The 22,649-nt window shown below is 55.3% G+C and carries 18 protein-coding genes and 3 rRNA genes; 2 read left to right on the top strand and 19 right to left on the bottom strand.

Annotated elements, in window-relative coordinates; genetic code table 11:
* Nucleotides 1-5 precede the first annotated feature (5 nt).
* The 14 genes from MTP41_RS09900 to MTP41_RS09835 all read right to left on the bottom strand — a co-directional run bounded on the left by MTP41_RS09900 (nt 6) and on the right by MTP41_RS09835 (nt 12,560).
* Nucleotides 6-563 carry a hypothetical protein gene (locus tag MTP41_RS09900; RefSeq protein ID WP_249235443.1) on the bottom strand — a complete coding sequence of 186 codons (558 nt, stop codon included), beginning with the start codon at nt 561-563 and terminating at the stop codon, nt 6-8.
* Between the two features lie 393 nt (nt 564-956).
* On the bottom strand, nt 957-1,493 hold the full coding sequence (locus MTP41_RS09895) for a hypothetical protein (RefSeq protein WP_249235442.1): 537 nt from the start codon (nt 1,491-1,493) through the stop codon (nt 957-959).
* A gap of 21 nt (nt 1,494-1,514) precedes the next feature.
* On the bottom strand, nt 1,515-2,039 hold the full coding sequence (locus MTP41_RS09890) for a hypothetical protein (RefSeq protein ID WP_249235441.1): 525 nt from the start codon (nt 2,037-2,039) through the stop codon (nt 1,515-1,517).
* A 284-nt stretch (nt 2,040-2,323) separates the two neighbouring features.
* Nucleotides 2,324-2,860 carry a DUF5662 family protein gene (locus MTP41_RS09885; protein WP_249235440.1) on the bottom strand — a complete coding sequence of 179 codons (537 nt, stop codon included), beginning with the start codon at nt 2,858-2,860 and terminating at the stop codon, nt 2,324-2,326.
* Between the two features lie 4 nt (nt 2,861-2,864).
* Complete coding sequence (locus tag MTP41_RS09880) at nt 2,865-4,742, bottom strand: glycosyltransferase family 2 protein (protein ID WP_249235439.1); 1,878 nt, start codon at nt 4,740-4,742, stop codon at nt 2,865-2,867.
* A 1-nt stretch (nt 4,743) separates the two neighbouring features.
* On the bottom strand, nt 4,744-5,487 hold the full coding sequence (locus tag MTP41_RS09875) for an ABC transporter ATP-binding protein (RefSeq protein WP_005943870.1): 744 nt from the start codon (nt 5,485-5,487) through the stop codon (nt 4,744-4,746).
* A gap of 12 nt (nt 5,488-5,499) precedes the next feature.
* Complete coding sequence (locus tag MTP41_RS09870) at nt 5,500-6,309, bottom strand: ABC transporter permease (RefSeq protein WP_223388262.1); 810 nt, start codon at nt 6,307-6,309, stop codon at nt 5,500-5,502.
* Nucleotides 6,310-6,315: 6 nt separating this feature from the next.
* Nucleotides 6,316-6,882 carry a dTDP-4-dehydrorhamnose 3,5-epimerase gene (gene rfbC / locus MTP41_RS09865; protein WP_044953950.1) on the bottom strand — a complete coding sequence of 189 codons (567 nt, stop codon included), beginning with the start codon at nt 6,880-6,882 and terminating at the stop codon, nt 6,316-6,318.
* Nucleotides 6,883-6,954: 72 nt separating this feature from the next.
* Nucleotides 6,955-8,295, bottom strand: a complete 1,341-nt coding sequence (locus tag MTP41_RS09860; RefSeq protein ID WP_249235438.1) for a D-alanyl-D-alanine carboxypeptidase family protein — start codon at nt 8,293-8,295, stop codon at nt 6,955-6,957.
* A 97-nt stretch (nt 8,296-8,392) separates the two neighbouring features.
* The gene (locus MTP41_RS09855) at nt 8,393-8,983 is read right to left on the bottom strand and encodes a dipicolinate synthase subunit B (protein WP_249235437.1); all 591 of its coding nucleotides are present in this window, start codon (nt 8,981-8,983) and stop codon (nt 8,393-8,395) included.
* The gene (locus MTP41_RS09850; protein WP_249235436.1) at nt 8,980-9,774 is read right to left on the bottom strand and encodes an NAD(P)-dependent oxidoreductase; all 795 of its coding nucleotides are present in this window, start codon (nt 9,772-9,774) and stop codon (nt 8,980-8,982) included. The genes MTP41_RS09855 and MTP41_RS09850 overlap by 4 nt, the downstream gene beginning before the upstream one ends.
* A 138-nt stretch (nt 9,775-9,912) precedes the next feature.
* Nucleotides 9,913-10,506: an ECF transporter S component gene (locus tag MTP41_RS09845; RefSeq protein WP_242961829.1), complete on the bottom strand. Its 594-nt coding sequence runs from the start codon at nt 10,504-10,506 to the stop codon at nt 9,913-9,915.
* Between the two features lie 148 nt (nt 10,507-10,654).
* Nucleotides 10,655-11,635 carry a Gfo/Idh/MocA family protein gene (locus MTP41_RS09840; protein ID WP_005943855.1) on the bottom strand — a complete coding sequence of 327 codons (981 nt, stop codon included), beginning with the start codon at nt 11,633-11,635 and terminating at the stop codon, nt 10,655-10,657.
* Nucleotides 11,636-11,663: 28 nt separating this feature from the next.
* On the bottom strand, nt 11,664-12,560 hold the full coding sequence (locus tag MTP41_RS09835; protein ID WP_097777381.1) for a type III pantothenate kinase: 897 nt from the start codon (nt 12,558-12,560) through the stop codon (nt 11,664-11,666).
* A gap of 228 nt (nt 12,561-12,788) precedes the next feature.
* Between MTP41_RS09835 and coaBC the strand changes: the two genes are divergently transcribed.
* A complete protein-coding gene (gene coaBC, locus MTP41_RS09830) occupies nt 12,789-13,985 on the top strand; it encodes a bifunctional phosphopantothenoylcysteine decarboxylase/phosphopantothenate--cysteine ligase CoaBC (protein WP_249235435.1) in 1,197 nt (398 codons plus the stop codon).
* Nucleotides 13,986-14,020: 35 nt separating this feature from the next.
* On the opposite strand, the gene MTP41_RS09825 is transcribed toward coaBC, so the two are convergent.
* A complete protein-coding gene (locus MTP41_RS09825; RefSeq protein ID WP_097777379.1) occupies nt 14,021-14,869 on the bottom strand; it encodes a DegV family protein in 849 nt (282 codons plus the stop codon).
* A 330-nt stretch (nt 14,870-15,199) separates the two neighbouring features.
* Between MTP41_RS09825 and murC the strand changes: the two genes are divergently transcribed.
* A complete protein-coding gene (murC, locus tag MTP41_RS09820) occupies nt 15,200-16,582 on the top strand; it encodes a UDP-N-acetylmuramate--L-alanine ligase (RefSeq protein ID WP_097777378.1) in 1,383 nt (460 codons plus the stop codon).
* Nucleotides 16,583-16,710: 128 nt separating this feature from the next.
* Here murC and MTP41_RS09815 read toward each other — a convergent pair whose 3' ends face one another.
* The 4 genes from MTP41_RS09815 to MTP41_RS09800 form a co-directional block, all read right to left on the bottom strand.
* The gene (locus tag MTP41_RS09815; RefSeq protein WP_097777460.1) at nt 16,711-17,571 is read right to left on the bottom strand and encodes a GIY-YIG nuclease family protein; all 861 of its coding nucleotides are present in this window, start codon (nt 17,569-17,571) and stop codon (nt 16,711-16,713) included.
* A 110-nt stretch (nt 17,572-17,681) separates the two neighbouring features.
* Nucleotides 17,682-17,798: ribosomal RNA gene (rrf, locus tag MTP41_RS09810) — 5S ribosomal RNA — on the bottom strand.
* A gap of 127 nt (nt 17,799-17,925) precedes the next feature.
* A 23S ribosomal RNA gene (locus tag MTP41_RS09805) occupies nt 17,926-20,760 on the bottom strand.
* Between the two features lie 268 nt (nt 20,761-21,028).
* A 16S ribosomal RNA gene (locus MTP41_RS09800) occupies nt 21,029-22,539 on the bottom strand.
* Together the 16S, 23S and 5S rRNA genes form the textbook arrangement of a ribosomal RNA operon.
* Nucleotides 22,540-22,649 lie beyond the last annotated feature (110 nt).

The following is a 22,649-nucleotide window of genomic DNA, read 5'->3' as shown; positions in this document are numbered from 1 at the left end:
TAGGATTACTTGAGAACGATATTATATGCGATCACTGCCGTTGCACCACTCTTTTCAGCCCAGACAACCGCCAGATAGCCGTCGTCTGCGTTGACCATCGGAGCCCAGGTGTTCACTTCCGTAATACCCTCGCCGGTTTTCTGCTTGCTGTGCTCCATTGCGTTCTTGATCATATCCGGTGTTGCAGTAACGCCCTTTGCAAAGCCTACTGCCATCTCCGACTTGGTCATATCGACCTTTTTGCCGTCGATCGTAAGCAGAGACAGCTTACGTATTGCTTCCTGTTCGGCAGCCGCACCTGCTGCTTCCGTCGTCTCATTCTGGACTACCAGATAATCGACCATAGCCTTTGCATAATCGGCCAGAATCGCTTCTGCCTCTGTAGAGCGGTTCAGTTCTGTCTTCTTGCCTGCCGTCTTACGGTCCGTGTTGACCAGCGCCACAAGCGCCGTTGCCTGCTTGTCATTCAGGGTCGCGCCAGCCGGTGCACTGTAGCAGCCCACCATAGCCAGAGCCATTACAGCAACCAAAGCAATTGCTGCCAGTTTCTTGAACAGTTTCATTTTACATTCCTCCTGTAGTCAGAGTTTTTTTCACACCCCAGCCGGACCCCTCCGGCTTGGATGAGTTAAGTTTCCCCCCCCGTACCCCTTTGTCAATGCGCGGATCACACAAAAAATGGCATGTATTTTTTTGCAGCCCTGCGTGATGGCCCACCGGAGTGGTTTTTGTGCTTTTTTATGGCATACAAAAAACACCGCCGGGTCTCCCTCAGCGGTGTTTTCAGAATTCTTATTTATTTCTGGGCCCTTGCAGCAGGATAATACATCCGGTATAATGTCGTGTATTTTTTGCAGTAAAGCGCACCATCGAAAACGCGGCAGCGCCCTGCCGGAGGGAAAGCCCGGCAGGGCGCTGCACTTGGAGAACTTATGAGGAAAGCAAAAATGCTGAGGTCAGCTGTTTTCAGCAGGGATCTCGGTAATGCGCAGGTAGACGATCGACATCTTGCCGTCCTTCACGGCAATGCCCACGCTGTTGCAGCGGTAATCCACCAAGCCCGCAATCATAGTATCGGTATAGCGTTTGTTCAAACTATAGTTGGTTTCTTCCAGATCGCTGGTCCACACAGCATCGGGACCAGAAAACTTGCTCAGGCTGGATGCTTCAGCGGTATCCTGTGCATTGGAAATGCGCAGGCCCTGCTGGGCCAGAGCGGCTTTCAGCTCGTTAAATGCTTTGGTCTTATCGCCGCCGTTCAGATATGCTTCTGCCAGTGCTGAAGCTTCTTTGCTGTAGGCCGGGGCGGAAACGAAGTTCATCTTTGCGGTTTTCTGCTCGATCACTTCATATACAGCCTGCACGGCCGGGTCTTCCGGGCGGGGACTGGTAGGCACAGGGCCGTTCACACTGCCGCCAGAACAGCCAGCCAGCATCCCTACCGCCAGCACACCGGCCAGCATTGCGGACATCAGTTTTTTAAACAGTTTCATCGTTTTTTCCTCCTGTCCGGTTTATTCCTGTGCAGCTGCATCCGGGAAACGGACATACACGGTGCACTCGTACTTTACTTCTTCCTTGGTATCGGCATTCGTCAGGGTGACGATTGCAATACCCACACGGTTTGCACCCTTCTGGATGATCGTGTTCTTCATGCTATTGACGGAGAGCGGAGCTTTGGCTGCAGTGTCATAAGGGTTCAACTCATACACCAGATACTCTGCACCATCCATCAGAGCAGACACATCCATTTTAGCCTTGTTGATCACAGCAGCAGACGGTTGCGTGGTGTAGTACCGGTGAATCACAGCCGCCTTGGCAATCTCCTGCGCGATGGGTTCCAGTTCAGCACAGTAAACCGGCGTCTTTACATTATATTTTTTACAGGTTTCCGAGACGCCCTGATACAGTGCCAGAGCTTCGGCGTCATTGGGCAGCGGAGTGTTCGGGGCAGCCGGTGCGCCGCTGCATCCGGCCAGCATCCCCATCGCCAGCACACCAGCCAGCAGAGCAGTCATCAGGCGCTTGAACAATTTCATAACAAAATTCTCCTTCCATCGTTGAATGTTTCGGAGCGGATGTTCTCCGACTCCCTTCCTGCTTTTATTGTACCCTCCCCCGGAGATTTTTCCATGGAAGAACTTTTGTTTGATCTGCTCTTTTTTCACGGTTTTTCAGTGAAAAATATCTTTTCTTTTTTGGCACCTGCACTTTCTTTTCGGATACTTTTTTGAATGCATTTTTGTACTCAAATCCCTGATTTTTTCAACAAAAAAACACCGCCGGGTCTCCCTCAGCGGTGTTTTTAAGCAAAATATTCCTTTTAGTAATCTTTTTCGCAGCCCAGCAGGTATTTCATGTGCTCAAAGGTGCGGTCATGCCCAAGGTCGCGCACCATTTTCAGCAGCTCTTCCAGCAGGGCGCGGGTCTCCGGGTGGAGCAGGTAGTGGGTCTTGCTGCGCTCGTAGTATTCCCACGGGGAAGCATCGGTGTACCTGTCGCCCAGATAGATCTGGCTGGCGGCCACGCGGTCGCACACCATTTCGCACACATAGCGCAGGGGCATCTTCATGCCGGCAAGGCCCGCCTTCCGGGTGCTGTAGTCGATCCAGTATTCCAGATGGTGCTTGTTGCGGCCCTTGTGGTGCAGCCACGCGGAGGAGTAGCCCCGCGCCGCGCGCTCGGCCTCGTTGGGGCTGTGGTCGCCCTGATAGTAGATGCACCCCGGGATGAACTCGGTGGGGCTGTACTTGCTCAGGTCATGGGCAAGGCCCTGCTCGTAGAGCCCGCAGGCAAAACAGTATTTCATCACCAGCAGCTTGTGCCGGGTGATGGTCTCAAAATGGCCTTTGATGTTCATGCTGTTATTTCCTCCACTGCACCGTGATGCGTCCCTCTTTCAGCCCGCGCAGATCATTGCTTTCGGAAAAATCCTCCCGGTCCATGGTCAGGTTGGGGTTATAGTAGGGGTCGTGCAGGATGTTCGCCTTGCCGTGCACGGTATACAGCCGCTGCTGCTCGGCGGCAAAGCGCCGGGCCTTCACCGGGTCTTTTTCGTCGCCGCCGCGGCTCTTGCTCTCGTAATGGGTCAGCCGGGCGTAGGGTGTCCACGCAATGCGGTGCCCCGCATCCCGCACCCGCAGGCAGAAATCCACATCGTTGAAGGCCACCGCAAAGGCTTCGTCCAGACCGCCCACTTCGTCCCACACGCTGGTCTTTACCAGCAGGCAGGCACCGGTGACGGCGGAAAAGTCCTGCACCGTGGCAGCGCGGAACATGTAGCCGCTGCCGCCCGCCTTGCGGTATTTGTGGCTGTGGCCCGCGTAGCCGCCAAGGCCGGTCACGACGCCCGCATGCTGCAACGTCTCGTCCGGGTAGAGCAGCTCTGCGCCGCAGATGGCCGCGCCGCCGGGGTGGGCGCACTGCCGCAGCAGCTCGGTGAGCCAGTCGGCATTGCGCACCTCCACGTCGTTGTTCAGCAGCAGCAGGTAATCCCCGCTGGCGTACTGCCGGCCAAAGTTGTTGATGCCGGAAAAGTTGAAGCCCTTCTGCGGGTAGTTGACCACCTGCAGGCCGTCGTAGCGCTGCCGGGCTTCCTTATAATAGGTAAAGGTCGCCGGGTCGGTGGAGTTGTTCTCGATGACGATGACCTCAAAGTTCTCCCAGCCGGTTTTGGTCCAGATGCTGTGCAGGCACTTTTCCAGATCGTCGGTGTGGTCCTTGTTCGGGATGAGGATGCTTACCTTCGGATCGCCCACGATGTCCCACTTCACCCGGTAGGTACTGGGAAACAGGCCGTCCTCCACGGTGCCGGTGCGCCCGGTGCGGGCCAGATGGTCGGCCAGCGCCTTTTTGGCTGCTGCCGCCACATAGGGCTTGGCATCGGTGCCGCCGGAGGTGGAGCCTGCGTGCACCCGCCAGTAGTACAGCACCTGCGGTACATGGGCCGCGCCGCTGGTCTTTTCCACAAGGCGCAGGAACAGGTCGTGGTCCTGACTGCCGTCGCACTCCGGCCGCTCCCCGCCGATCTCATCCCACAGCGCCTTTTGGAACACCGCCAAGTGGCAGATGTAGTTGCAGCACAGCAGGTAGTCCGGGGCGTAATCCGGCTTGAAGTGGGCCACCATGGGCCGCTGAATGCTCTTGGAAAAGAGTGCTTCATCGCTGTAGAGGAAGCCGTCCGGCTCGCCCTGCGCCCGCAGCTGCAGAATGGCTTTGCCCATGGTGTACATGGCGTGGGGCGCAAGGATATCATCGTGGTCGGCAAGGGCCAGATATTCCCCTGTGGCAAGGACTGCCGCAGCATTGGTGTTGGCCGCAATGCCTTTGTTTTCGATCTTTTTGTATACGATGCGTTGATTCTTTGTCTGATATTCCTCCACGATGCGCTTTACATCGGCATGTTCTGCATCGGAAGCATCCGCAAGGCAGAGCTGACCGTTGGGGGCCGTCTGGTTCACAAAGGAATCCAGAAATTCCCGCAGGTATTTTTCCGGTGTATTATACAGCGGAGTCAGGATGCTGATGGTGGGCAGGCCGCAGTCTGCCGCCGTTTTGCCGGCCATTTCAGTCCGCTGGGCTTCCAGCACCTTTTTGGCGGGCAGATAGCGGGCACGCTTGCCAAAGCAGCGGCGCTTGACAAAGCCCGCGCCCCGTTTGAGCATGGTGGGCAGGCCCTCGTCCTTCGTCAGCTGCACCGCATAGCCTGCCAGTTCTCTGGCACGTTTCAGTCGTACATTCATATCAGGCCTCGCCGCGCTGCGTTGCCTTGTAGGCCGCGCAGACCGTTGCCGTATCGCCATTCATTTTCAGGTGGCCGTGGCTCAGCCATGCCACCTTGCTGCACATGCGCTCGATCTGCTCAATGGAGTGAGACACCAGAATGACCGTGGTGCCGCCCGCCATCAGCTCCTGCATCCGCTTTTCGCACTTCTGCTGGAACAGGAAATCGCCCACCGAAAGCACCTCGTCCGCAATGAGGATATCGGGCTTGGTGATGGTGGCAATGGCAAAGCCGATGCGGGCCACCATGCCGGAGGAGTAGTTCTTGAGCGGCACATCCAGAAAGTTCTGCAGCTCGCTGAACTCCACGATCTCATCAAACTTTTCGTCCAGATACTTGGGCGAGAAGCCCAGCACCGTGCCGTTCAGATAGATATTCTCGCGGGCAGTCAGGTCCATATCAAAGCCCGCGCCCAGCTCGATGAGCGGGGCGATGGAGCCGCGGACCGTTACCTTGCCCTTGCTGGGCTTGTACACGCCCGCAATGGTCTTGAGCAGGGTGGACTTGCCCGAGCCGTTCAGACCCACAAGGCCGTAGAAATCGCCGGGCATGATGTCCAGACTCACGTCCTTCAGTGCGTAAAATTCATCGTACTGCAGGCGGCCCTGCACCATGGCCAGAAAATACTCTTTCAGGCTCTCATGCTTTTCCTTGGAGAGGTTGAAGCACATGGAAACATTGTCCACTTTGATGATCGGTTCCATTGTTCTTCCTCCTTAAATATGCAGCACAAAGCGATCCTGCGTTTTGCGGAATACCCACACGCCCACCAGCATGGAGAGCACGGCGCAGCAGCCGCACACCGCGAACATGTTGAAATCCAGCGGGATGCCCCACATCACGGTACGGCGGAAGCCTGTGATGTACCAGTACATGGGATTCAGCTTGATGATCTGCTGCATGTTGAACCCGCCGATGGAAAAGGTCATCTGGGTGGGATCGTAGAAGATGGCGGAAAAATACAGCAATGCGGTGATGAACACGCTCCAGATGTGCATGATATCCCGGAAGAACACGGTAGCCGCTGCCAGAAGCAGGCCCACGCCCAGACTGAAGAAGAACAGCGTCACCAGCGGGTAGACCGCCTCGATGAGGGTCAGGTGGAAGGGTGCACCGGTAAAGATCATGACCAGCAGCAGCGCCACAAAGCTGAACACGCAGTTCACCATGGCAAAGCAGCACTTTTCCAGCGGGAAGATATACTTGGGGATATACACCTTTTTGAGCAGGGGCGCAGCGCCCAGCACACTGCTCATGCCGGTGGAGGTGGCCTCGTTGAAGAAGTTGAACAGCAGCTGGCCGCACATCAGGAACACGGCAAAGTTGTCGATGCCGCTGCCGCGCATGTCCATCAGACTGCTGAACACGGCCCAGTACACAAGGCACATGAGCAGCGGGTTCAGAACGCTCCACACCACGCCCAGCACGCTGCGGCGGTATTTGAGCTTGAAGTCACGGCTGACGAGGTTCCACAGCAGATAGCGGTAGCACCAGAAGCCGTTCCACATTGCTTTGAATTTTGCCACAGGCGATCACCACTTTTCAAAATATTCAAACTTCTGTGCAGCAAAGGGCTCGTGCAGCTTGTCCTTTGCGCTGGTCTTGTGCTCGCAGCCGCAGTCCGGCCACTGCACGTTCACGGTGGGGTCATCGTAGGGGATGCCGCCCTCGCTGGTGGGGTCATACACATCGGTGCACTTGTAGCAGAACTCTGCCACATCGCTCAGCACCAGAAAACCGTGTGCAAAGCCCTCCGGGATGTAGAACATCTTCTTGTTTTCCTCGGAAAGGGTCACGCCCACCCACTTGCCGAAGGTGGCGCTGTGGGGGCGGCAGTCCACGGCCACGTCAAACACCTCGCCCTTGGTCACGCGCACCAGCTTGCCCTGCGTGTGGTTCTTCTGGAAGTGCAGGCCGCGCAGCACGCCGCGGGTGGAGCGGCTCTGGTTGTCCTGCACGAATTCCTTATCGATGCCGGCTTCGGCAAACTGATCCTTCTGATAGGTCTCCATAAAATAGCCGCGGTCGTCGCCGAACACCTGCGGCTCAATGACCACAACACCGGGGATCTCGGTCTGAGTAAACGTAAACTTGCCCATATTTTGTACCTCTCTTTTTGTGAAGCATGTTTGTTTTATCTGGAAAAGTCTGTTCGACACAGGCTTTTGCGCTTATTTGCTGCGGCGGATCTGTCCCTGTTCCGTGCGCGTTCTGCGGCGTTTCTTCCGCCAAGTGATGAACCGCACCACCAGAAAAGTCACCAGCGCTGCCGCTGCGGTGGACCCCAGCGAGATGCCCAGCAGCCAGAATGCATGGCTTTGGGGCTTTACCGCCTTGGCCGCTTCCAGCTCCTGACCGGTGCTGTTCTCCAGCAGTTCAGGCAGGCCGGAAATTTCTGCATCCACACGCACGCTGGTGCTCTCCTGCTTTTCGCCGCCGTGGACGGTGTACACAGCGTACACCTCCGGGTCAGAGCCAAGGACATAGCTTTCCGGCAGTTCCAGCGTCACCTCCACATCGTCGGCAGTCAGGCCGTTGGCCAGCAGCAGCCGCACGCCGGGGTCGGAGACGGTCACGGTGCCAAGGCTCCCGCCGCCGCCCACCACGCTCAGCGGTGCTGTGATGCCCTGCGCGGGCAGGTCGGTGTAGCCGGTAAAGGTGCTGAAGGCGTAGTCCAGCAGAGTGCGGACATCGTTGTATTTATCGGTGCTCAGCTCGCTCTGCATGGTCACGCAGATGAGCCGGACGCCGTTCTGCTCCGCCAGACAGGCGTAGCTGTAGCGGGCCGTGTTGGTATAACCGAGCTTGGAACCCAGAATGGACGAGATGTAGTACCGGCTGGAGCCAATGCGCATCTTGTCCTGCTGGGAAAAGTAGCGGGTCACGGGCTGGATGTTGGTGGGGTCCATGGTGTACATCTCATTGCGGGTGAACACCTGCTCAAAGCCCGGCTGCTCCAGTGCCCAGCGCAGGATCTGCGCCATATCGTAGCAGCTGGTGTAGTGGTCGTCGTCACTGATGCCGTGGGGGTTTGCAAAGTGGGTGTGCGCAAGGCCCAGCTCTTCTACCCGCGCATTCATCTTTGCCACGCCGTCCGCGATGGTTCCCTCTCCCACATATTCGGCCAACAGGTTCGCGCCGTCGTTGGCACTGGCCATCTGGGTGGCATACAGCGCATCGGTCAGGGGCACTTCTTCGCCCTCGCGCAGGGCAATGTGACTGGAATCGGTGCCCGCCAGCGAGTAAACATCCTCGTGAGTCACGGTGAGCTTTATATCATCCCAGTTTCCCTGCGCCTTTTCGCAGGCAAGGCCCAGCGTCATCACCTTGGTGATGGATGCCGGGTGCAGCTCTTCGTTCATATTCTGCTGTGCCAGCACAAGGCCGGTGTCTGCATCGATGATGCAGTAAGCGCGGGTGGCACCAAGGGCAGGGCCAGCCGCCGCTGCCCCCGGCACGAACACGCAGATCATAAGCAGCACAACGCACAGCGCCGCTGTCAGTTTTTTCATCTGCTTTTTCTCCATTGAGCGTTTTTCTGCCCGTCGTACTGCACCGGCAAAGCATCAGATAATAGTATACCACACTTTACCCCGGCTGAAAAGCCATTCAAACGTTGTTTTGCAGCAGAACGGGCTGCAGCTGCCGCCCGGCCAGCGCAGCGTCCAGTGCAGCGGGCAGACGGGCAAAGTCCGCCTTCAGGCTGTTGGGCTTGTGGGTGGGGTCATCCTGCCCGTAGGGCACAAAATAGTAATGCTTGCGTTGGAAAAGTCGAGCGATGTTCTCCCCCGACGCGCCCAGCCCGTCGTTTGTGGAAACGCCCACCACCACCGGGCATCCCACCCGCAAAAGGCTTTTTGCCGCCAGCGTTACCGGCGTATCGGAAAGGCCCTCCGCCAGCCGTGCCAGCGTGGCCCCGGTGCAGGGCGCGATCACCAGTGCACTGGCCAGCTTTTTAGGGCCTAGCGGCTCCACGGCCTGCAATGTGTCCAGCACTGCGTGGCCGGTAAGGGCTTCCAGCCGTTCCTGCCAGAACTGCCCGGTGCCAAAGCGGGTATCCTGCTTTGCAGCAAAGCTCATAATGGGCAGCAGATCCCAGCCCTGTTCTGTCAGCTGCTGCGCTGCCGCAAGCGCCGCTTCCAGTGTGCAGAAGCTGCCGCACACCGCAAATGCAATGCGTCCTTTTTTCTGCGTGCTCATGTGTGTTCCTCCCGCTCCTGCAAAATGGTCAGCACGGTGCGTGCCACCGCTTCCCCGGCCGTGTCCGGCGCATAGGCGGCGGGCAGGCTGAGCGCATGGATGGCCTTGCAGCCCAGCCGCTGCGCCGCAGCAAAGTCGGTGCCGCCGGGCTTCGATGCCAGATCCACGATCAGGCTGCCGGGCCGCAGAGCCGCCAGCACCGGCTCGGTCAGCACCGGGGCCGGGATAGTGTTCACCACCGTATCAAAGGCCGGAGCCAGCGCGGCCAGCCGGGCAAGCTCTGCCCCCCGCAGACCAAGGCTCTCGGCCAGCGCCCGCTGTTCGGCGCGCCGGGCACAGACAGTCACATTTGCCCCCAGTGCCGCCAGCCGCACCCCCAGCGCCTGCCCCACCGGGCCAAAGCCCAGCAGCAGAAGGTTTGTGCCCCACAGGGTGCGGGTGCGCTCGGCCAGCAGGATGCCAATGCAGCCCTCCGCCGTAGGGATGGCATTGTACACCGTCAGCTCCGGTCGGGCAAAGTAATCCACCAGCTCCACGCCAGCTTCCTGTGCGATGGTCTTTGCCTGAACTGAGAGCCTGCCGCCCAGTGCCACCGCACCGGGCTTTGCGGCCCGCAGCAGCTCTGCCAGCGGGGTGCGGGCCGCATCCAGCGGCAGAGGCAGCAGGATATAATCTGCCAGTGCAACCTGCTCGGCTCCGCCCACCGCATAACCTGCCCGTTCCAGCACCCGGCCTGCCGCCGCCTGCCGGGCATCGGTGCCCACCACCGCAAACAGCTTTTTCTCTTCCATGCCGCATCCCCCTTTGCCTGCTCGTGGGCCATCCTATGCACGAGAAATATTTGTTGTGAAAAAAACTCCTCCAGCTTTCGCCGGAGGAGTTTTTTATCACGATTATAGAATGCGCCGCCCTGACATCCGGCACATCTTTTATTTTACGAACTTTGCCACAGCACGGGCTACGATGCCGCCCAGAATGCCAGAGACAAGGAACTCGGCCACGCCCTGCACGCCGACCAGCAGCACCACGAACATGAAGGGGTTCGCAGCGCCCTTGACGGACACGAGGTTCTGCACGTAGTCACAGCCGTAGAAGGCCAGCACGATCCAGCCCATGAAGAACACCGTGTTCAGGAACGGGGCGCTCATGGCGCTGACGATGTAGCTCCATGTGCCGGGCTTGTCAAAGCGCTTCAGGCTGCTGAAGATCAGGCCGCAGCACAGGCCCATCAGCACGCGCATACCCACGCACAGGATAAAGGTGTTCACAGGGCTTACCTGAAACAGCGCACCCGTCATAGCGGAAGCACCGGTGATGGCATCGTAGAAGCTCACTGCGCCGAACACACCGCCCAGCAATGCGCCCACAGCGGGGCCCATGGTGATGGCACCCACTGCAATGGGAAGAGTCAGGAAGCTCATGTACAGCGGGCCCACAGGCACACTGCCCAGACCCACCATCTTCATGACCAGCTCAATGGCAACCAGCAGCGCCACACGGGTAAGAGTTTTCGTATTTTTCATATTCAGTTTTCCTCCTGCTGCCGTTCCGCCCTATACGTCGGATACGGCGCAAACCTGCCCGCTCTATGCGGGTTTTAAAGTAAATATTCAAATAATTTGGAGCGCGTTTTGTCAGGGCGTGTTCCAATGGAAATGGCTGTTTTGGGGGTCAGTGGTCGCACGGGAAGCGGATGCCCGCATTGCGGCGGGCCACCGTGAGCACACGGCTCACCGCGATGGTGGTATCCTGCATCCGGCCGCACAGCTCCTGATCTCCGCTCTCCAGCGCACGGGCAAAGGCTTCAAACTCTGCCGCCTGCCGGGGCCTGCCGCCATTCAAGTTATAGTGCTCTTCCTTGCCCTCGTTAGGGTGGAAGGTGATGCCGCCGCAGCAGTTGGCGGTGGACTTCTGCAGGATATAGCCCTTCGTGCCCTGAATGATGTACCGGGCCGGGGCCGCGCAGTCCTTGGCGGCGATGCTCACGGCCTTGAAGCCGCTGTAATCCATGGTCAGGATGCCGCTGGTGTCGATGCCGCGCTCCATGTTGGCGGTATATTTGGCCTGATTCGGCTCCCCGAACAGGCCCACGATGTAGCTTACATTGTATACGCCAAGATCCATCAGAGCGCCTCCGGCACAGGCCGGGTCAAAGGCAGGCTGCACATCGCCTGCACAGAAGGCATCGTACCGGCTGGAATACTGGCTGAAATTGCACTGTACCAGCTTCACGGTGCCAATGCGGGGCAGCAGCTCCCGGATCTTTGCGTAGTTTTCAAGGTACTGGGTGGTGATGGCTTCAAACAGGAACACCTTTTTGTGCCGTGCCAGATTTACCAGTTCTTCAGTCTGGGCTGCCGTGGGTGCCAGCGGCTTTTCCACAATAACATGTTTGCCTGCTTCCAGCGCCACGCGGGCATAGCGCACATGCTGCAGGTTCGGCACTGCAATGTACACCACATCCACCCATTGCAGCAGTTCCAGAAAATTGGTGGTGTGCTGCGGCACGCCGTACTGGCCACAAAGGCTCTGAGCCAGCTCGGCGCTGCGCTCGGTGCTGCAGATGGCCTGCACCGTAAAAGGCGTGTGCTCTGCAAGCCATGGCAAAAATTCCCGCACGATCTTGCCCGTGCCAAGAATGCCTAATTTCATCTGATTTTTCTCCCCATCCTGTCGTTGGTCAGCCTACCAGCGCTTCCGGCTCGCGGCGGGTGCGCTTTTTGGGGTAGGTGCGCTGTTTTGCATGGCCGTGCTGGTTCTGCCGGCCATAGTGCCTGCCGCCGCCCGCACTGTGGTGCTGCGGCTGGGACGCATTGAGCTGGTACAAAAGGGCAAGTCCCTTCATCAGCAGCTCCGGGTCGTAGGTCAGCGGGTGGCGGCACAGCGGTGTCACATACTTTGCCAGCCCTCCTGTTACCACCAGAGTGGCCGGACGGCCCAGCTCTTCCTCAATGCGCTGCACCATGCCGTCAATGAGCACAGCCGTGCCCATCACGGAGCCGGACAGCATGCATTTTTCGGTGTTGGTGCCAATGGCACTTTTGGGCGAGCCAAGATGCACCTGCGGCAGCTGGGCACAGCGGTCGCCCAGTGCCCGCAGCCCGGTGGAAAGCCCCGGGCAGATGACACCGCCCCGGAACACGCGGTTCTCGTCCACCACATTAAAGGTCGTGGCAGTGCCAAGATCCACCGTGACCACCGGCAGCGGAAAATTTGCCGCCGCATAAGCCGCATCCACAAGGCGATCCTTGCCCACGGCGTGGGGTTCCTCCACCCCCATGGTCAGTCCGGTTCGGATCTCCGGCGAGACGATGACCGGCTTCCTGCCCGTATAATGGCGGGCGCACTCGGCCAGTGCCCCGGTGATCTGGGGCACCACGCTGGTGAGCACAGCGCCCTCAAAGCGCATGGGGCGCTCAGGATGGCGGCGGTGCGCAAAAATTTTATCCATTTCGACACGATATTCTGCAGCCGTGCGGGTGCGCACCGTGTCCATGCGCGCCACAAAGCATACACGTCCGTCCCGAATGCCCCCAAGGGCGACGGTGGTGTTGCCTATATCAATGGCTAAGATCATAATTCTGTTTTCCCTTTATAACGCGGCAGTATCCGGCAGGACGGCGGAGAAAGTTCCCCGATGGCCTGCCCCTCACCGCAGTCTGTCTATTCTTTGTCAAGCTGTATTTTACCGCATTTTGTCCCCAGTTACAAGCCCGTACAAAGATTTTGTTGTGCTGGCGGAACTTTTGCATTATACTAAGGTAAGAAATGTGGAAACAGTACGTTTTTGCAGGAGGTTTGACCAATGGATCTGAACGGAAAATGCGTCCTTTTGGGCGTAAGCGGCGGCATTGCCGCCTATAAAATGGCCAATGTGGCCAGCGCACTGCGCAAGCTGGGAGCCGATGTGGAGGTCATTATGACCCGGAACGCCACCCAGTTCATCACTCCTCTCACCTTTGAGACCCTCACCGGCCACAAATGCATGGTGGACACCTTTGACCGCGATTTCAAGTTTGATGTCACCCATATCTCGCTGGCCAAAAAGGCAGATGTGATCCTTGTAGCACCGGCCACTGCCAACGTCATCGCCAAGATGGCCCACGGCATCGCCGATGATATGCTCACCACCACAGTGCTGGCCGCAAAGTGCCCCAAACTCGTTTCTCCGGCCATGAATACCGGCATGCTGGAAAACCCCATCACGCAGGATAATATCGCCACGCTGGAACGCTACGGCTTCACGGTGATCCCCTCCGAGAGCGGCGTGCTGGCCTGCAAGGATGTTGGCAGCGGCCGTCTGCCTAAGGAAGATGTTCTGATCGAGTATATCCTGCATGCCATTGCCCGGCCCAAAGATCTTGCCGGTCTGCGCATTGCCGTCACCGCCGGCCCCACGCAGGAGCCGCTGGACCCGGTGCGCTACCTCACCAACCATTCCACCGGCAAGATGGGCTATGCCATTGCCCGGGCTGCCGCCATGCGCGGCGCGGATGTCACCCTTATCCACGGCGAGACTGCCCTGCAGCCGGTCAAGTTTACCACCGATGTGCCCGTGACCACCGCCCAGCAGATGTACGAAGCTGTCACCAGCCGCTTTGATGCTGCGGATGTGCTCATTATGGCCGCTGCCGTGGCCGACTACCGCCCCGCTGCCGTGGCAAACGACAAGATCAAAAAAAAGGACGGCGACATGTCCATCTCTCTGGAACGCACGCCGGATATTCTGGGCACCATCGGCCCCCAAAAGACCCACCAGTTCCTGTGCGGTTTTTCCATGGAGACCCGCGATCTTGTGGAAAACTCCTCCGCAAAGCTGACCAAAAAGAATCTGGACATGGTGGTTGCCAACAACCTGAAAGTGGCCGGTGCCGGTTTTGGTGTGGACACCAATGTAGTCACCCTCATTACCCCGGACGGCACCCGTGAGCTGCCGCTGATGAGCAAGGCCGATGTGGCCGATGCCATTCTGGATGAAATTCTAAAACGCCGCTCCCAGTGAGAAAAAGTGGCTGTCGCATGTGCAACAGCCACTTTTTATTTTTCCTTCCGTGCAAACACGATGCCAATGGTACCCGGGCCGGAATAGCCGCCGATGGTGGTGCCGATGTCTGTCTCGTGGCATTCCTTGAAGCTGGCGTATTTCTTCAGCCCCGCCTTCACTGCGTCCATGCAGCCGGGCTTCGGCTGGCAGGAGGAGATGAACACAAGGCTGTCCTCGATGTCGTCGCGTTCCACCAGACGGTCGGTGATGTACTTGCCCACGCAGATGGGCAGGCTGCCGCGGTATTTTTTGACTACCTTCAGTTCGCCGTCGATCACTTCCAGTGCGGGCTTGATGCCCAGCAGGTTTGCCCCGAAGGCCAGCACACCGGAGCAGCGGCCGCTCTTGGCCATAAAATCCAGCCGGTCCAGTACAAAGCTCAGCTCTACCCGTTTGGCAAGGCTCTGCAGACGCATCGTAATGTTGCGGGGGGTCAGGCCATCTGCAGCCCACTTGGCCGCTTTCAGCACCAGATAGCCCTGCCCGGTACAGATATTCTGGCTGTCCACCACATAGACATTCTCGAATTCGCCTGCCGCCAGCTTCGCATTCTGGAAGCAGGACGAAAGCTTGCTGCTGACCGAAATATGGATCACCGCATCGCACTCTTTGGCAAACGGCTCAAAAAAATCGGTATATTCCACCAGATTTGCAGCGGCGGATTTGGGCATTTTGCCGCCCGCATTCACATAGGCAAACACATCTGCCGGGTGGATCGTTACGCCGTCCAGATAGCTGTCCTCGCCCATCAGAATGTGCATGGGCATCAGGGCAATGTCCCACTGTGCCAAAAGCTCTTCGGACAGGTCGCAGGTGCTGTCCGCTGTGATCTTGATTCTCACATTATTTCTCCTTTTATAAAACCGTTCTGCATCCTCTGTCGGCCGCGCCTATGATCCCTCAAAAAAATTGTCCTTTTCTATTTTACCACAGATGATTCAAAGTTGTTAAGTATTTTGGAAAGGCAAATGTAAATCTTTTATGAAGCAGTTCCCGGTTTCGGTTTTCTTGTACACTTATCACAAATTCCGAATTGGATTTATGGTTCTTTCCGAAAATTCGGGTTTACCTGTTTATTTTGTCCGCCAAAAATTATATAATAAGATGTATCCTAATAGAATGGATTGAATCGGTCTGCTCTGCGGCCGTTATTTATTTGGAGGTTGCCTTATATGTTCATGTACACCGATTACAACCAGCACCTGCTGGACAATGTAAAAAAGATCCACTTCATCGGCTGCGGCGGCAGCGGCATGTATCCGCTCATCCAGATCCTTGCCGCAAAAGGCTACGAGATCTCCGGCAGCGATGTGCTGGATGGCAGCATCATCCGCTACGAGCGTGAGATGGGTGTCAAGGTCAGCCTGGGTCACAGCGCCGATAATGTGATCGGCACCGACATGGTGGTCTACTCTGCCGCCATTTCCAAAGATAACGTGGAGCTGAATGCCGCTGCCTCCTACGGCATCCCCACCATCGAGCGCAGCGTTCTGTTGGGTTACGTGAGCCGCCTGTACAAACAGAGCATCTGCGTCTCCGGCACTCACGGAAAAACCACCACCACTTCCATGATCACCACTGCGCTGGAGTTGGCAGGCCGCGACCCGTCTGCCGTCATCGGCGGCAAGCTTCCGCTGATCAATGGCTACGGCAAGGCCGGCAAGGGCGACGATATCGTAATTGAGTCCTGTGAGTTTGCCGAGACCTTCCTGAAACTGACCCCGTACCTGTCCGTTGTGCTGAACATCGACAACGACCATCTGGATTACTACGGCAGCATGGGCGAACTGAAGTTTGCCTTCAAGCGCTTTGCCCTGATGACCAAGTTCATGATCTTTGCCAACGCCGACGACAAGAACACCATGGATGTCATGTACACGCTGGACCGCCGCGTGCGCACCTTCGGCATCCAGAACGACGGCGATTATCAGGCACTGAACGTGAACGAATACAAACCTGGCTTCTTTGAGTTCGACCTGAAGGAGTGGAGCAAAATCACCGGCCACATCCGGCTGGCCGTGCCCGGCTACCACAACATTTACAATGCGCTTGCCATGTGCGCCGTCTGCCGCTTCATCGGCCTGACCGTGGAGCAGTGCGCCGATGCAGCCCTGAATTTCAAGGGCGCTGGCCGCCGCTTTGAGGTTTACGGCGAGTGTAACGGCGCTCTGGTGGTGGACGATTATGCGCATCATCCCACCGAGCTGCGCGCTACCCTGAACACTGCCAAGGAGATGGGCTACAAGCGTCTGATCGCCGTCCACCAGCCGTTTACATACAGCCGCACCAAGATGCTGTTCAACGACTTTGTGGATGTGCTCAAGATCCCCGATATCACTGTGCTGACCCCGATCATGGGCAGCCGTGAGCCCAACGATCCCACCATTACCAGTGCAAAACTGGCCGCTCAGATTCCCGGCTCTGTTCTGGTGAACAGTCTGGAGGAGGCCGCCGAGTGGGTCAAGCAGAACGCCCGGGAGGGCGATCTGGTCATCACCCTCGGCTGCGGCGACATCTACAAGGCCAGCAAGATGATGGTGGCTGATAATAAGTAAAGTCCAGCCAATAAAATATGCGGCCCCGTCACGTTGAATGCTCAACGCGGCGGGGCCGCTTTTTATGATTGTCTGTCATTGGGAAGATACAATAACACCTCACAATGCCTGCCGACTTCTCCAATATCTTAAACTGTACTTGCTTCGAGGTCTTTTAATGCTCTTCCATCCGTTGTTTTCCATGTTCTGGGCCCACTCACACTATACCCTAAAAGGAAATCAGCTGCCGCCGAAGAACTCGAAAAAAGGATATCATCTGTCAGTACTAAATCTTTTACATGCCCATCCTGAAAATACTTTTCTCGCAACTTCACTGCACCCGCGGTCAAAGATTTGTCGGATGTTTTTTCATTTACTGTTGCACCTTTCAGCACAACGAAACCTTCCGTTGTCACTTTACCATTTGCTTTAACATTTCCAATTTCAATGCTCAACATTTCATCATCAAGTAAAGAATCATTTTGCGTAGGTGTATTTAAAACAGCTTCCAAAACCTTATATCCCAATGCACTAATCAGAATTTTCACATTGTCAATAAATTCTTCCATTACAGCAATTTGAGATTCTTTCATCACAGTATTGCGATATGTATTTTTTGTAAGAACCTCATAGCGTTTACAATTTCTCGCAATTTCAACAAAGCGATTTTCAAGATACCGTATCAATGCTTTATTCAAATCCCGACCAACAAAAATCACAGCTGTAGTCCAGTAATACTTTTCTTTTTCGGCTTGATAATCACGGATATGCTGTACAAGTCTTTCTTTTACATTTTCCGCTTCACCAATGTATACAGCTTCTGTTCCATCATCCTCTTTGCAAAATAAGAAATAAACGCCCGCCTGCATAATATCATTTCTCGTACAGGACGGAACGTCAATCCTTGGAATTTTTATTGCTTTACCGTTCCAGTTCGAAAGCTCTGCCGTTATAATGCTGTCTGGCGACCCGTTCACCAAAAATAGCTCAATAGATTTTCCATATGCCATATTCTCTTCACCTGCCCTTTTCATTCTATCGCATCGTACCTTGAATTTCAATTATTGATTTTCCGACAAAAAAAACGCCTCAGAATTTCTTCTGAAGCGTTTTCTGTTCAAGTCGGCAACTACCTATTTTCACGCGCCGTTTCCAGCGAACTATCTTCGGCACAAGTGAGCTTAACTTCTGTGTTCGGAATGGGAACAGGTGGAACCTCACCGTCATCGACACCGACCGATCTGACTGAACCAGTATAACATGTTTGTTGTACTTTGTCCAGTGTTTCTTAGAAGGACGTGCCTTCAAAACTGAATAATCACTGCTTACATTTTTTCGTTGACTCTCAGAGTCTCAAGCGAATTGTGGTCAAGCCCTCGACCTATTAGTACACGCTTGCTGAATGGATCGCTCCACTTACACATCGTGCCTATCAACCTTGTAGTCTTCAAGGGGTCTTACTTGTTTGAAACAATGGGATATCTTATCTTTGGGTCGGCTTCACGCTTAGATGCTTTCAGCGTTTATCCGATCCGTACATAGTTGCCCAGCTATGCTCTTGGCAGAACAACTGGTGCGCCAGAGGTACGTCCGCTCCGGTCCTCTCGTACTAGGAACAGCTCCCATCAAATATCCTGCGCCCACGACAGATAGGGACCGAACTGTCTCACGACGTTCTGAACCCAGCTCGCGTACCGCTTTAATTGGCGAACAGCCAAACCCTTGGGACCGAATACAGCCCCAGGATGCGATGAGCCGACATCGAGGTGCCAAACCTCCCCGTCGATGTGGACTCTTGGGGGAGATCAGCCTGTTATCCCCAGGGTAACTTTTATCCGTTGAGCGATGGCATTTCCACTCACATACCACCGGATCACTAACTCCAACTTTCGTTACTGCTCGACCCGTCAGTCTCGCAGTTAGGCTCGCTTCTGCGTTTGCACTCTTTTGCTTGATTTCCGTTCAAGCTGAGCGAACCTTTGAACGCCTCCGTTACTCTTTAGGAGGCGACCGCCCCAGTCAAACTGCCCACCTAACAATGTCCCCCGCCTTGATTCAAAGGCGCAGGTTAGAATTCCAATATCGCAAGGATGGTATCCCAACGGCCACTCCACAAGCGCCAAAGCACCTGCTTCCCAGTGTCCCATCTATCCTGTGCATGCAACATCGAAACCCAATATTAGGCTACAGTAAAGCTCCATGGGGTCTTTCCGTCTTGTCGCGGGTAACCGGCATCTTCACCGGTACTACAATTTCGCCGGGCGGGCTGTTGAGACAGTGCCCAAATCATTACGCCTTTCATGCGGGTCAGAACTTACCTGACAAGGAATTTCGCTACCTTAGGACCGTTATAGTTACGGCCGCCGTTCACTGGGGCTTCGATTCAATGCTTGCACATCTCCTCTTAACCTTCCAGCACCGGGCAGGCGTCAGCTCGTATACGTCATCTTTCGATTTAGCACAAACCTGTGTTTTTGGTAAACAGTTGCTTGGGCCGATTCTCTGCGGCTGCATTGCTGCAGCACCCCTTCTCCCGAAGTTACGGGGTCAATTTGCCGAGTTCCTTAACAACCCTTCTCCCGTTGGCCTTAGAATCTTCTTCCTACCTACCTGTGTCGGTTTGCGGTACGGGCACCGCAGAAATACACACAGCTTTTCTCGCCATCTTCCATCCCGGACTTCGGTACTAACTTCCCTCGATCGCTACCGGAACCAACACCCGGCTCCGAGACTTCATATGTGTCCCTGTGTTTAACTCTTTTGGTGGTGACGGAATCTCTACCGTCTGTGCATCGGCTACGCCGTTAGGCCTCACCTTAGCTCCCGACTAACCTGGAGCGGACGAACCTTCCTCCAGAAACCTGAGGCTTTCGGCCATGCAGATTCTCACTGCATTCGCGCTACTCATTCCGGCATTCTCACTTCTATACACTCCACAGCCGCTTGCGCTACTGTTTCACCGCGTATACAACGCTCCCCTACCCAGCATGTAAACATGCTGCCTAAGCTTCGGTGTCAGGTTTAGCCCCGTTAAATTCTCCGCGCAAAGACGCTCGACCAGTGAGCTATTACGCACTCTTTGAATGAGTGGCTGCTTCTGAGCCAACATCCTGGTTGTCTACGTATCTTCACATCGTTTTCCACTTAACCTGACTTTGGGACCTTAGCTGTAGATCTGGGCTGTTTCCCTTTTGACAATGACATTTATCTGACACTGTCTGACTCCCAAGCATCAATACTCTGGCATTCTGAGTTTGATAAGCTTCGCTAACCTCTCGGCCGCTAGGCTATTCAGTGCTTTACCTCCAGGTATCTAACTTGAGGCTAGTCCTAAAACTATTTCGGGGAGAACCAGCTATCTCCGGGTTCGATTGGAATTTCTCCGCTACCCACAGTTCATCCGCCGCCTTTTCAACGGAGGTCGGTTCGGTCCTCCATGGAATTTTACTTCCACTTCAACCTGACCATGGGTAGGTCACCCGGTTTCGGGCCCATTATATGCAACTTAACGCCCTTTTCAAACTCGCTTTCGCTTCGGCTCCAGACCTTAAGTCCTTAACCTTGCTGCATACAATCGCTCGCCGGACCGTTCTACAAAAAGTACCCTATCACGCTTTGACGCGCTCTAGGTGCTTGTAGGCACAGGGTTTCAGGTTCTTTTTCACTCCCCTCCCGGGGTGCTTTTCACCTTTCCTTCACAGTACTATACGCTATCGGTCACTGGGTAGTATTTAGGGTTGGAGGGTGGTCCCCCCGTGTTCCGACCAGGTTTCACGTGTCTGGCCGTACTCTGGAATTCGCTCGGCTCTTGTCGTTTTCACCTACGTGGTTCTCACACTCTCTGACCGGCCTTCCCATGCCGTTCGGTTAACAACTTAAGTCCTAAATGCGCTCCGTACCCCGAAAGTATTTCTACTCTCGGTTTGCCCTCTTCCGCGTTCGCTCGCCACTACTTACGGAATCTCGTTTGATGTCTCTTCCTCGCCCTACTTAGATGTTTCAGTTCAGGCGGTTCCCTCGATATACCTATTTTGAAGTTCAGTATAACGTACCTGAGTATGAACTCAGGTGAGTTTCCTCATTCAGAAATCTCCGGATCAATGCTTATTTGCAGCTCCCCGAAGCTTATCGCAGCTTATCACGTCTTTCATCGGCTCCCAGTGCCAAGGCATTCGCCCTGCGCCCTTGTTCGCTTGACCTTTCAAACGTTCTCTTAAGAACATTTGGTATCCTCTTGATTCTCTCTTGCCAACGAAGATTATTGTTACCCTTCCTTTTGAAATTGTAATATTTCTTAAAAAAGAACTTACTATAATCTTTGTTTCGCAGTTATTATTCAGTTTTCAAGGTACGTCTTTGAGTTCCCTTTTCAGGGCCCTCAAAATCGAACAATATCTACTCTACTCGTTTGTTACCTGTCCAAGGACTGTCCATCTTTTGATGTCCTGTCCTTGCCTGACTCCTTAGAAAGGAGGTGATCCAGCCGCAGGTTCTCCTACGGCTACCTTGTTACGACTTCACCCCAATCACCAGTTTTACCTTCGGCGGCGTCCTCCTTGCGGTTAGACTACCGACTTCGGGTCCCCCCGGCTCTCATGGTGTGACGGGCGGTGTGTACAAGGCCCGGGAACGTATTCACCGTGGCATGCTGATCCACGATTACTAGCAATTCCGACTTCGTGCAGGCGAGTTGCAGCCTGCAGTCCGAACTGGGACGTTGTTTCTGAGTTTTGCTCCACCTCGCGGTCTTGCTTCTCTTTGTTTAACGCCATTGTAGTACGTGTGTAGCCCAAGTCATAAAGGGCATGATGATTTGACGTCATCCCCACCTTCCTCCGTTTTGTCAACGGCAGTCTGGCCAGAGTCCTCTTGCGTAGTAACTGACCATAAGGGTTGCGCTCGTTGCGGGACTTAACCCAACATCTCACGACACGAGCTGACGACAACCATGCACCACCTGTCTCCTTGCTCCGAAGAGAAATACTGTTTCCAGCATCGTCAAGGGATGTCAAGACTTGGTAAGGTTCTTCGCGTTGCGTCGAATTAAACCACATACTCCACTGCTTGTGCGGGCCCCCGTCAATTCCTTTGAGTTTCAACCTTGCGGTCGTACTCCCCAGGTGGATTACTTATTGTGTTAACTGCGGCACTGAAGGGGTCAATCCTCCAACACCTAGTAATCATCGTTTACGGTGTGGACTACCAGGGTATCTAATCCTGTTTGCTACCCACACTTTCGAGCCTCAGCGTCAGTTGGTGCCCAGTAGGCCGCCTTCGCCACTGGTGTTCCTCCCGATATCTACGCATTCCACCGCTACACCGGGAATTCCGCCTACCTCTGCACTACTCAAGAAAAACAGTTTTGAAAGCAGTTTATGGGTTGAGCCCATAGATTTCACTTCCAACTTGTCTTCCCGCCTGCGCTCCCTTTACACCCAGTAATTCCGGACAACGCTTGTGACCTACGTTTTACCGCGGCTGCTGGCACGTAGTTAGCCGTCACTTCCTTGTTGGGTACCGTCATTATCTTCCCCAACAACAGGAGTTTACAATCCGAAGACCTTCTTCCTCCACGCGGCGTCGCTGCATCAGGGTTTCCCCCATTGTGCAATATTCCCCACTGCTGCCTCCCGTAGGAGTCTGGGCCGTGTCTCAGTCCCAATGTGGCCGTTCAACCTCTCAGTCCGGCTACCGATCGTCGCCTTGGTGGGCCATTACCTCACCAACTAGCTAATCGGACGCGAGGCCATCTCAAAGCGGATTGCTCCTTTTCCCTCTGGTCGATGCCGACCCGTGGGCTTATGCGGTATTAGCAGTCGTTTCCAACTGTTGTCCCCCTCTTTGAGGCAGGTTCCTCACGCGTTACTCACCCGTTCGCCACTCGCTCGAGAAAGCAAGCTCTCTCTCGCTCGTTCGACTTGCATGTGTTAGGCGCGCCGCCAGCGTTCGTCCTGAGCCAGGATCAAACTCTTTATAAATGATATTTATCACTTCTAAAGTGTTAAATCTTGTTCGCTCAGCACGCAATCGCTTGCGTCCTGTGTGAATTACTTTTGGAATTGTTTTTAGTGTTTTTCCAAACACTTAA

It is taken from the genome of Faecalibacterium sp. I4-3-84 (genome assembly GCF_023347255.1).
Classification (GTDB): domain Bacteria; phylum Bacillota; class Clostridia; order Oscillospirales; family Ruminococcaceae; genus Faecalibacterium; species Faecalibacterium taiwanense.
The sequence above is the reverse complement of the archived record's forward strand: the minus strand, read 5'-3'. Positions and strand labels throughout refer to the sequence as shown.

What these genes read in the sequence shown, in the direction of transcription:
- MTP41_RS09900 (WP_249235443.1), bottom strand. Translation starts at nt 563, where the DNA reads ATGAAACTGTTCAAGAAACTGGCAGCAATTGCTTTGGTTGCTGTAATG.
- MTP41_RS09895 (WP_249235442.1), bottom strand. Translation starts at nt 1,493, where the DNA reads ATGAAACTGTTTAAAAAACTGATGTCCGCAATGCTGGCCGGTGTGCTG.
- MTP41_RS09890 (WP_249235441.1), bottom strand. Translation starts at nt 2,039, where the DNA reads ATGAAATTGTTCAAGCGCCTGATGACTGCTCTGCTGGCTGGTGTGCTG.
- MTP41_RS09885 (WP_249235440.1), bottom strand. Translation starts at nt 2,860, where the DNA reads ATGAACATCAAAGGCCATTTTGAGACCATCACCCGGCACAAGCTGCTG.
- MTP41_RS09880 (WP_249235439.1), bottom strand. Translation starts at nt 4,742, where the DNA reads ATGAATGTACGACTGAAACGTGCCAGAGAACTGGCAGGCTATGCGGTG.
- MTP41_RS09875 (WP_005943870.1), bottom strand. Translation starts at nt 5,487, where the DNA reads ATGGAACCGATCATCAAAGTGGACAATGTTTCCATGTGCTTCAACCTC.
- rfbC (WP_044953950.1), bottom strand. Translation starts at nt 6,882, where the DNA reads ATGGGCAAGTTTACGTTTACTCAGACCGAGATCCCCGGTGTTGTGGTC.
- MTP41_RS09860 (WP_249235438.1), bottom strand. Translation starts at nt 8,295, where the DNA reads ATGAAAAAACTGACAGCGGCGCTGTGCGTTGTGCTGCTTATGATCTGC.
- MTP41_RS09855 (WP_249235437.1), bottom strand. Translation starts at nt 8,983, where the DNA reads ATGAGCACGCAGAAAAAAGGACGCATTGCATTTGCGGTGTGCGGCAGC.
- MTP41_RS09850 (WP_249235436.1), bottom strand. Translation starts at nt 9,774, where the DNA reads ATGGAAGAGAAAAAGCTGTTTGCGGTGGTGGGCACCGATGCCCGGCAG.
- MTP41_RS09845 (WP_242961829.1), bottom strand. Translation starts at nt 10,506, where the DNA reads ATGAAAAATACGAAAACTCTTACCCGTGTGGCGCTGCTGGTTGCCATT.
- MTP41_RS09840 (WP_005943855.1), bottom strand. Translation starts at nt 11,635, where the DNA reads ATGAAATTAGGCATTCTTGGCACGGGCAAGATCGTGCGGGAATTTTTG.
- MTP41_RS09835 (WP_097777381.1), bottom strand. Translation starts at nt 12,560, where the DNA reads ATGATCTTAGCCATTGATATAGGCAACACCACCGTCGCCCTTGGGGGC.
- coaBC (WP_249235435.1), top strand. Translation starts at nt 12,789, where the DNA reads ATGGATCTGAACGGAAAATGCGTCCTTTTGGGCGTAAGCGGCGGCATT.
- murC (WP_097777378.1), top strand. Translation starts at nt 15,200, where the DNA reads ATGTTCATGTACACCGATTACAACCAGCACCTGCTGGACAATGTAAAA.
- MTP41_RS09815 (WP_097777460.1), bottom strand. Translation starts at nt 17,571, where the DNA reads ATGGCATATGGAAAATCTATTGAGCTATTTTTGGTGAACGGGTCGCCA.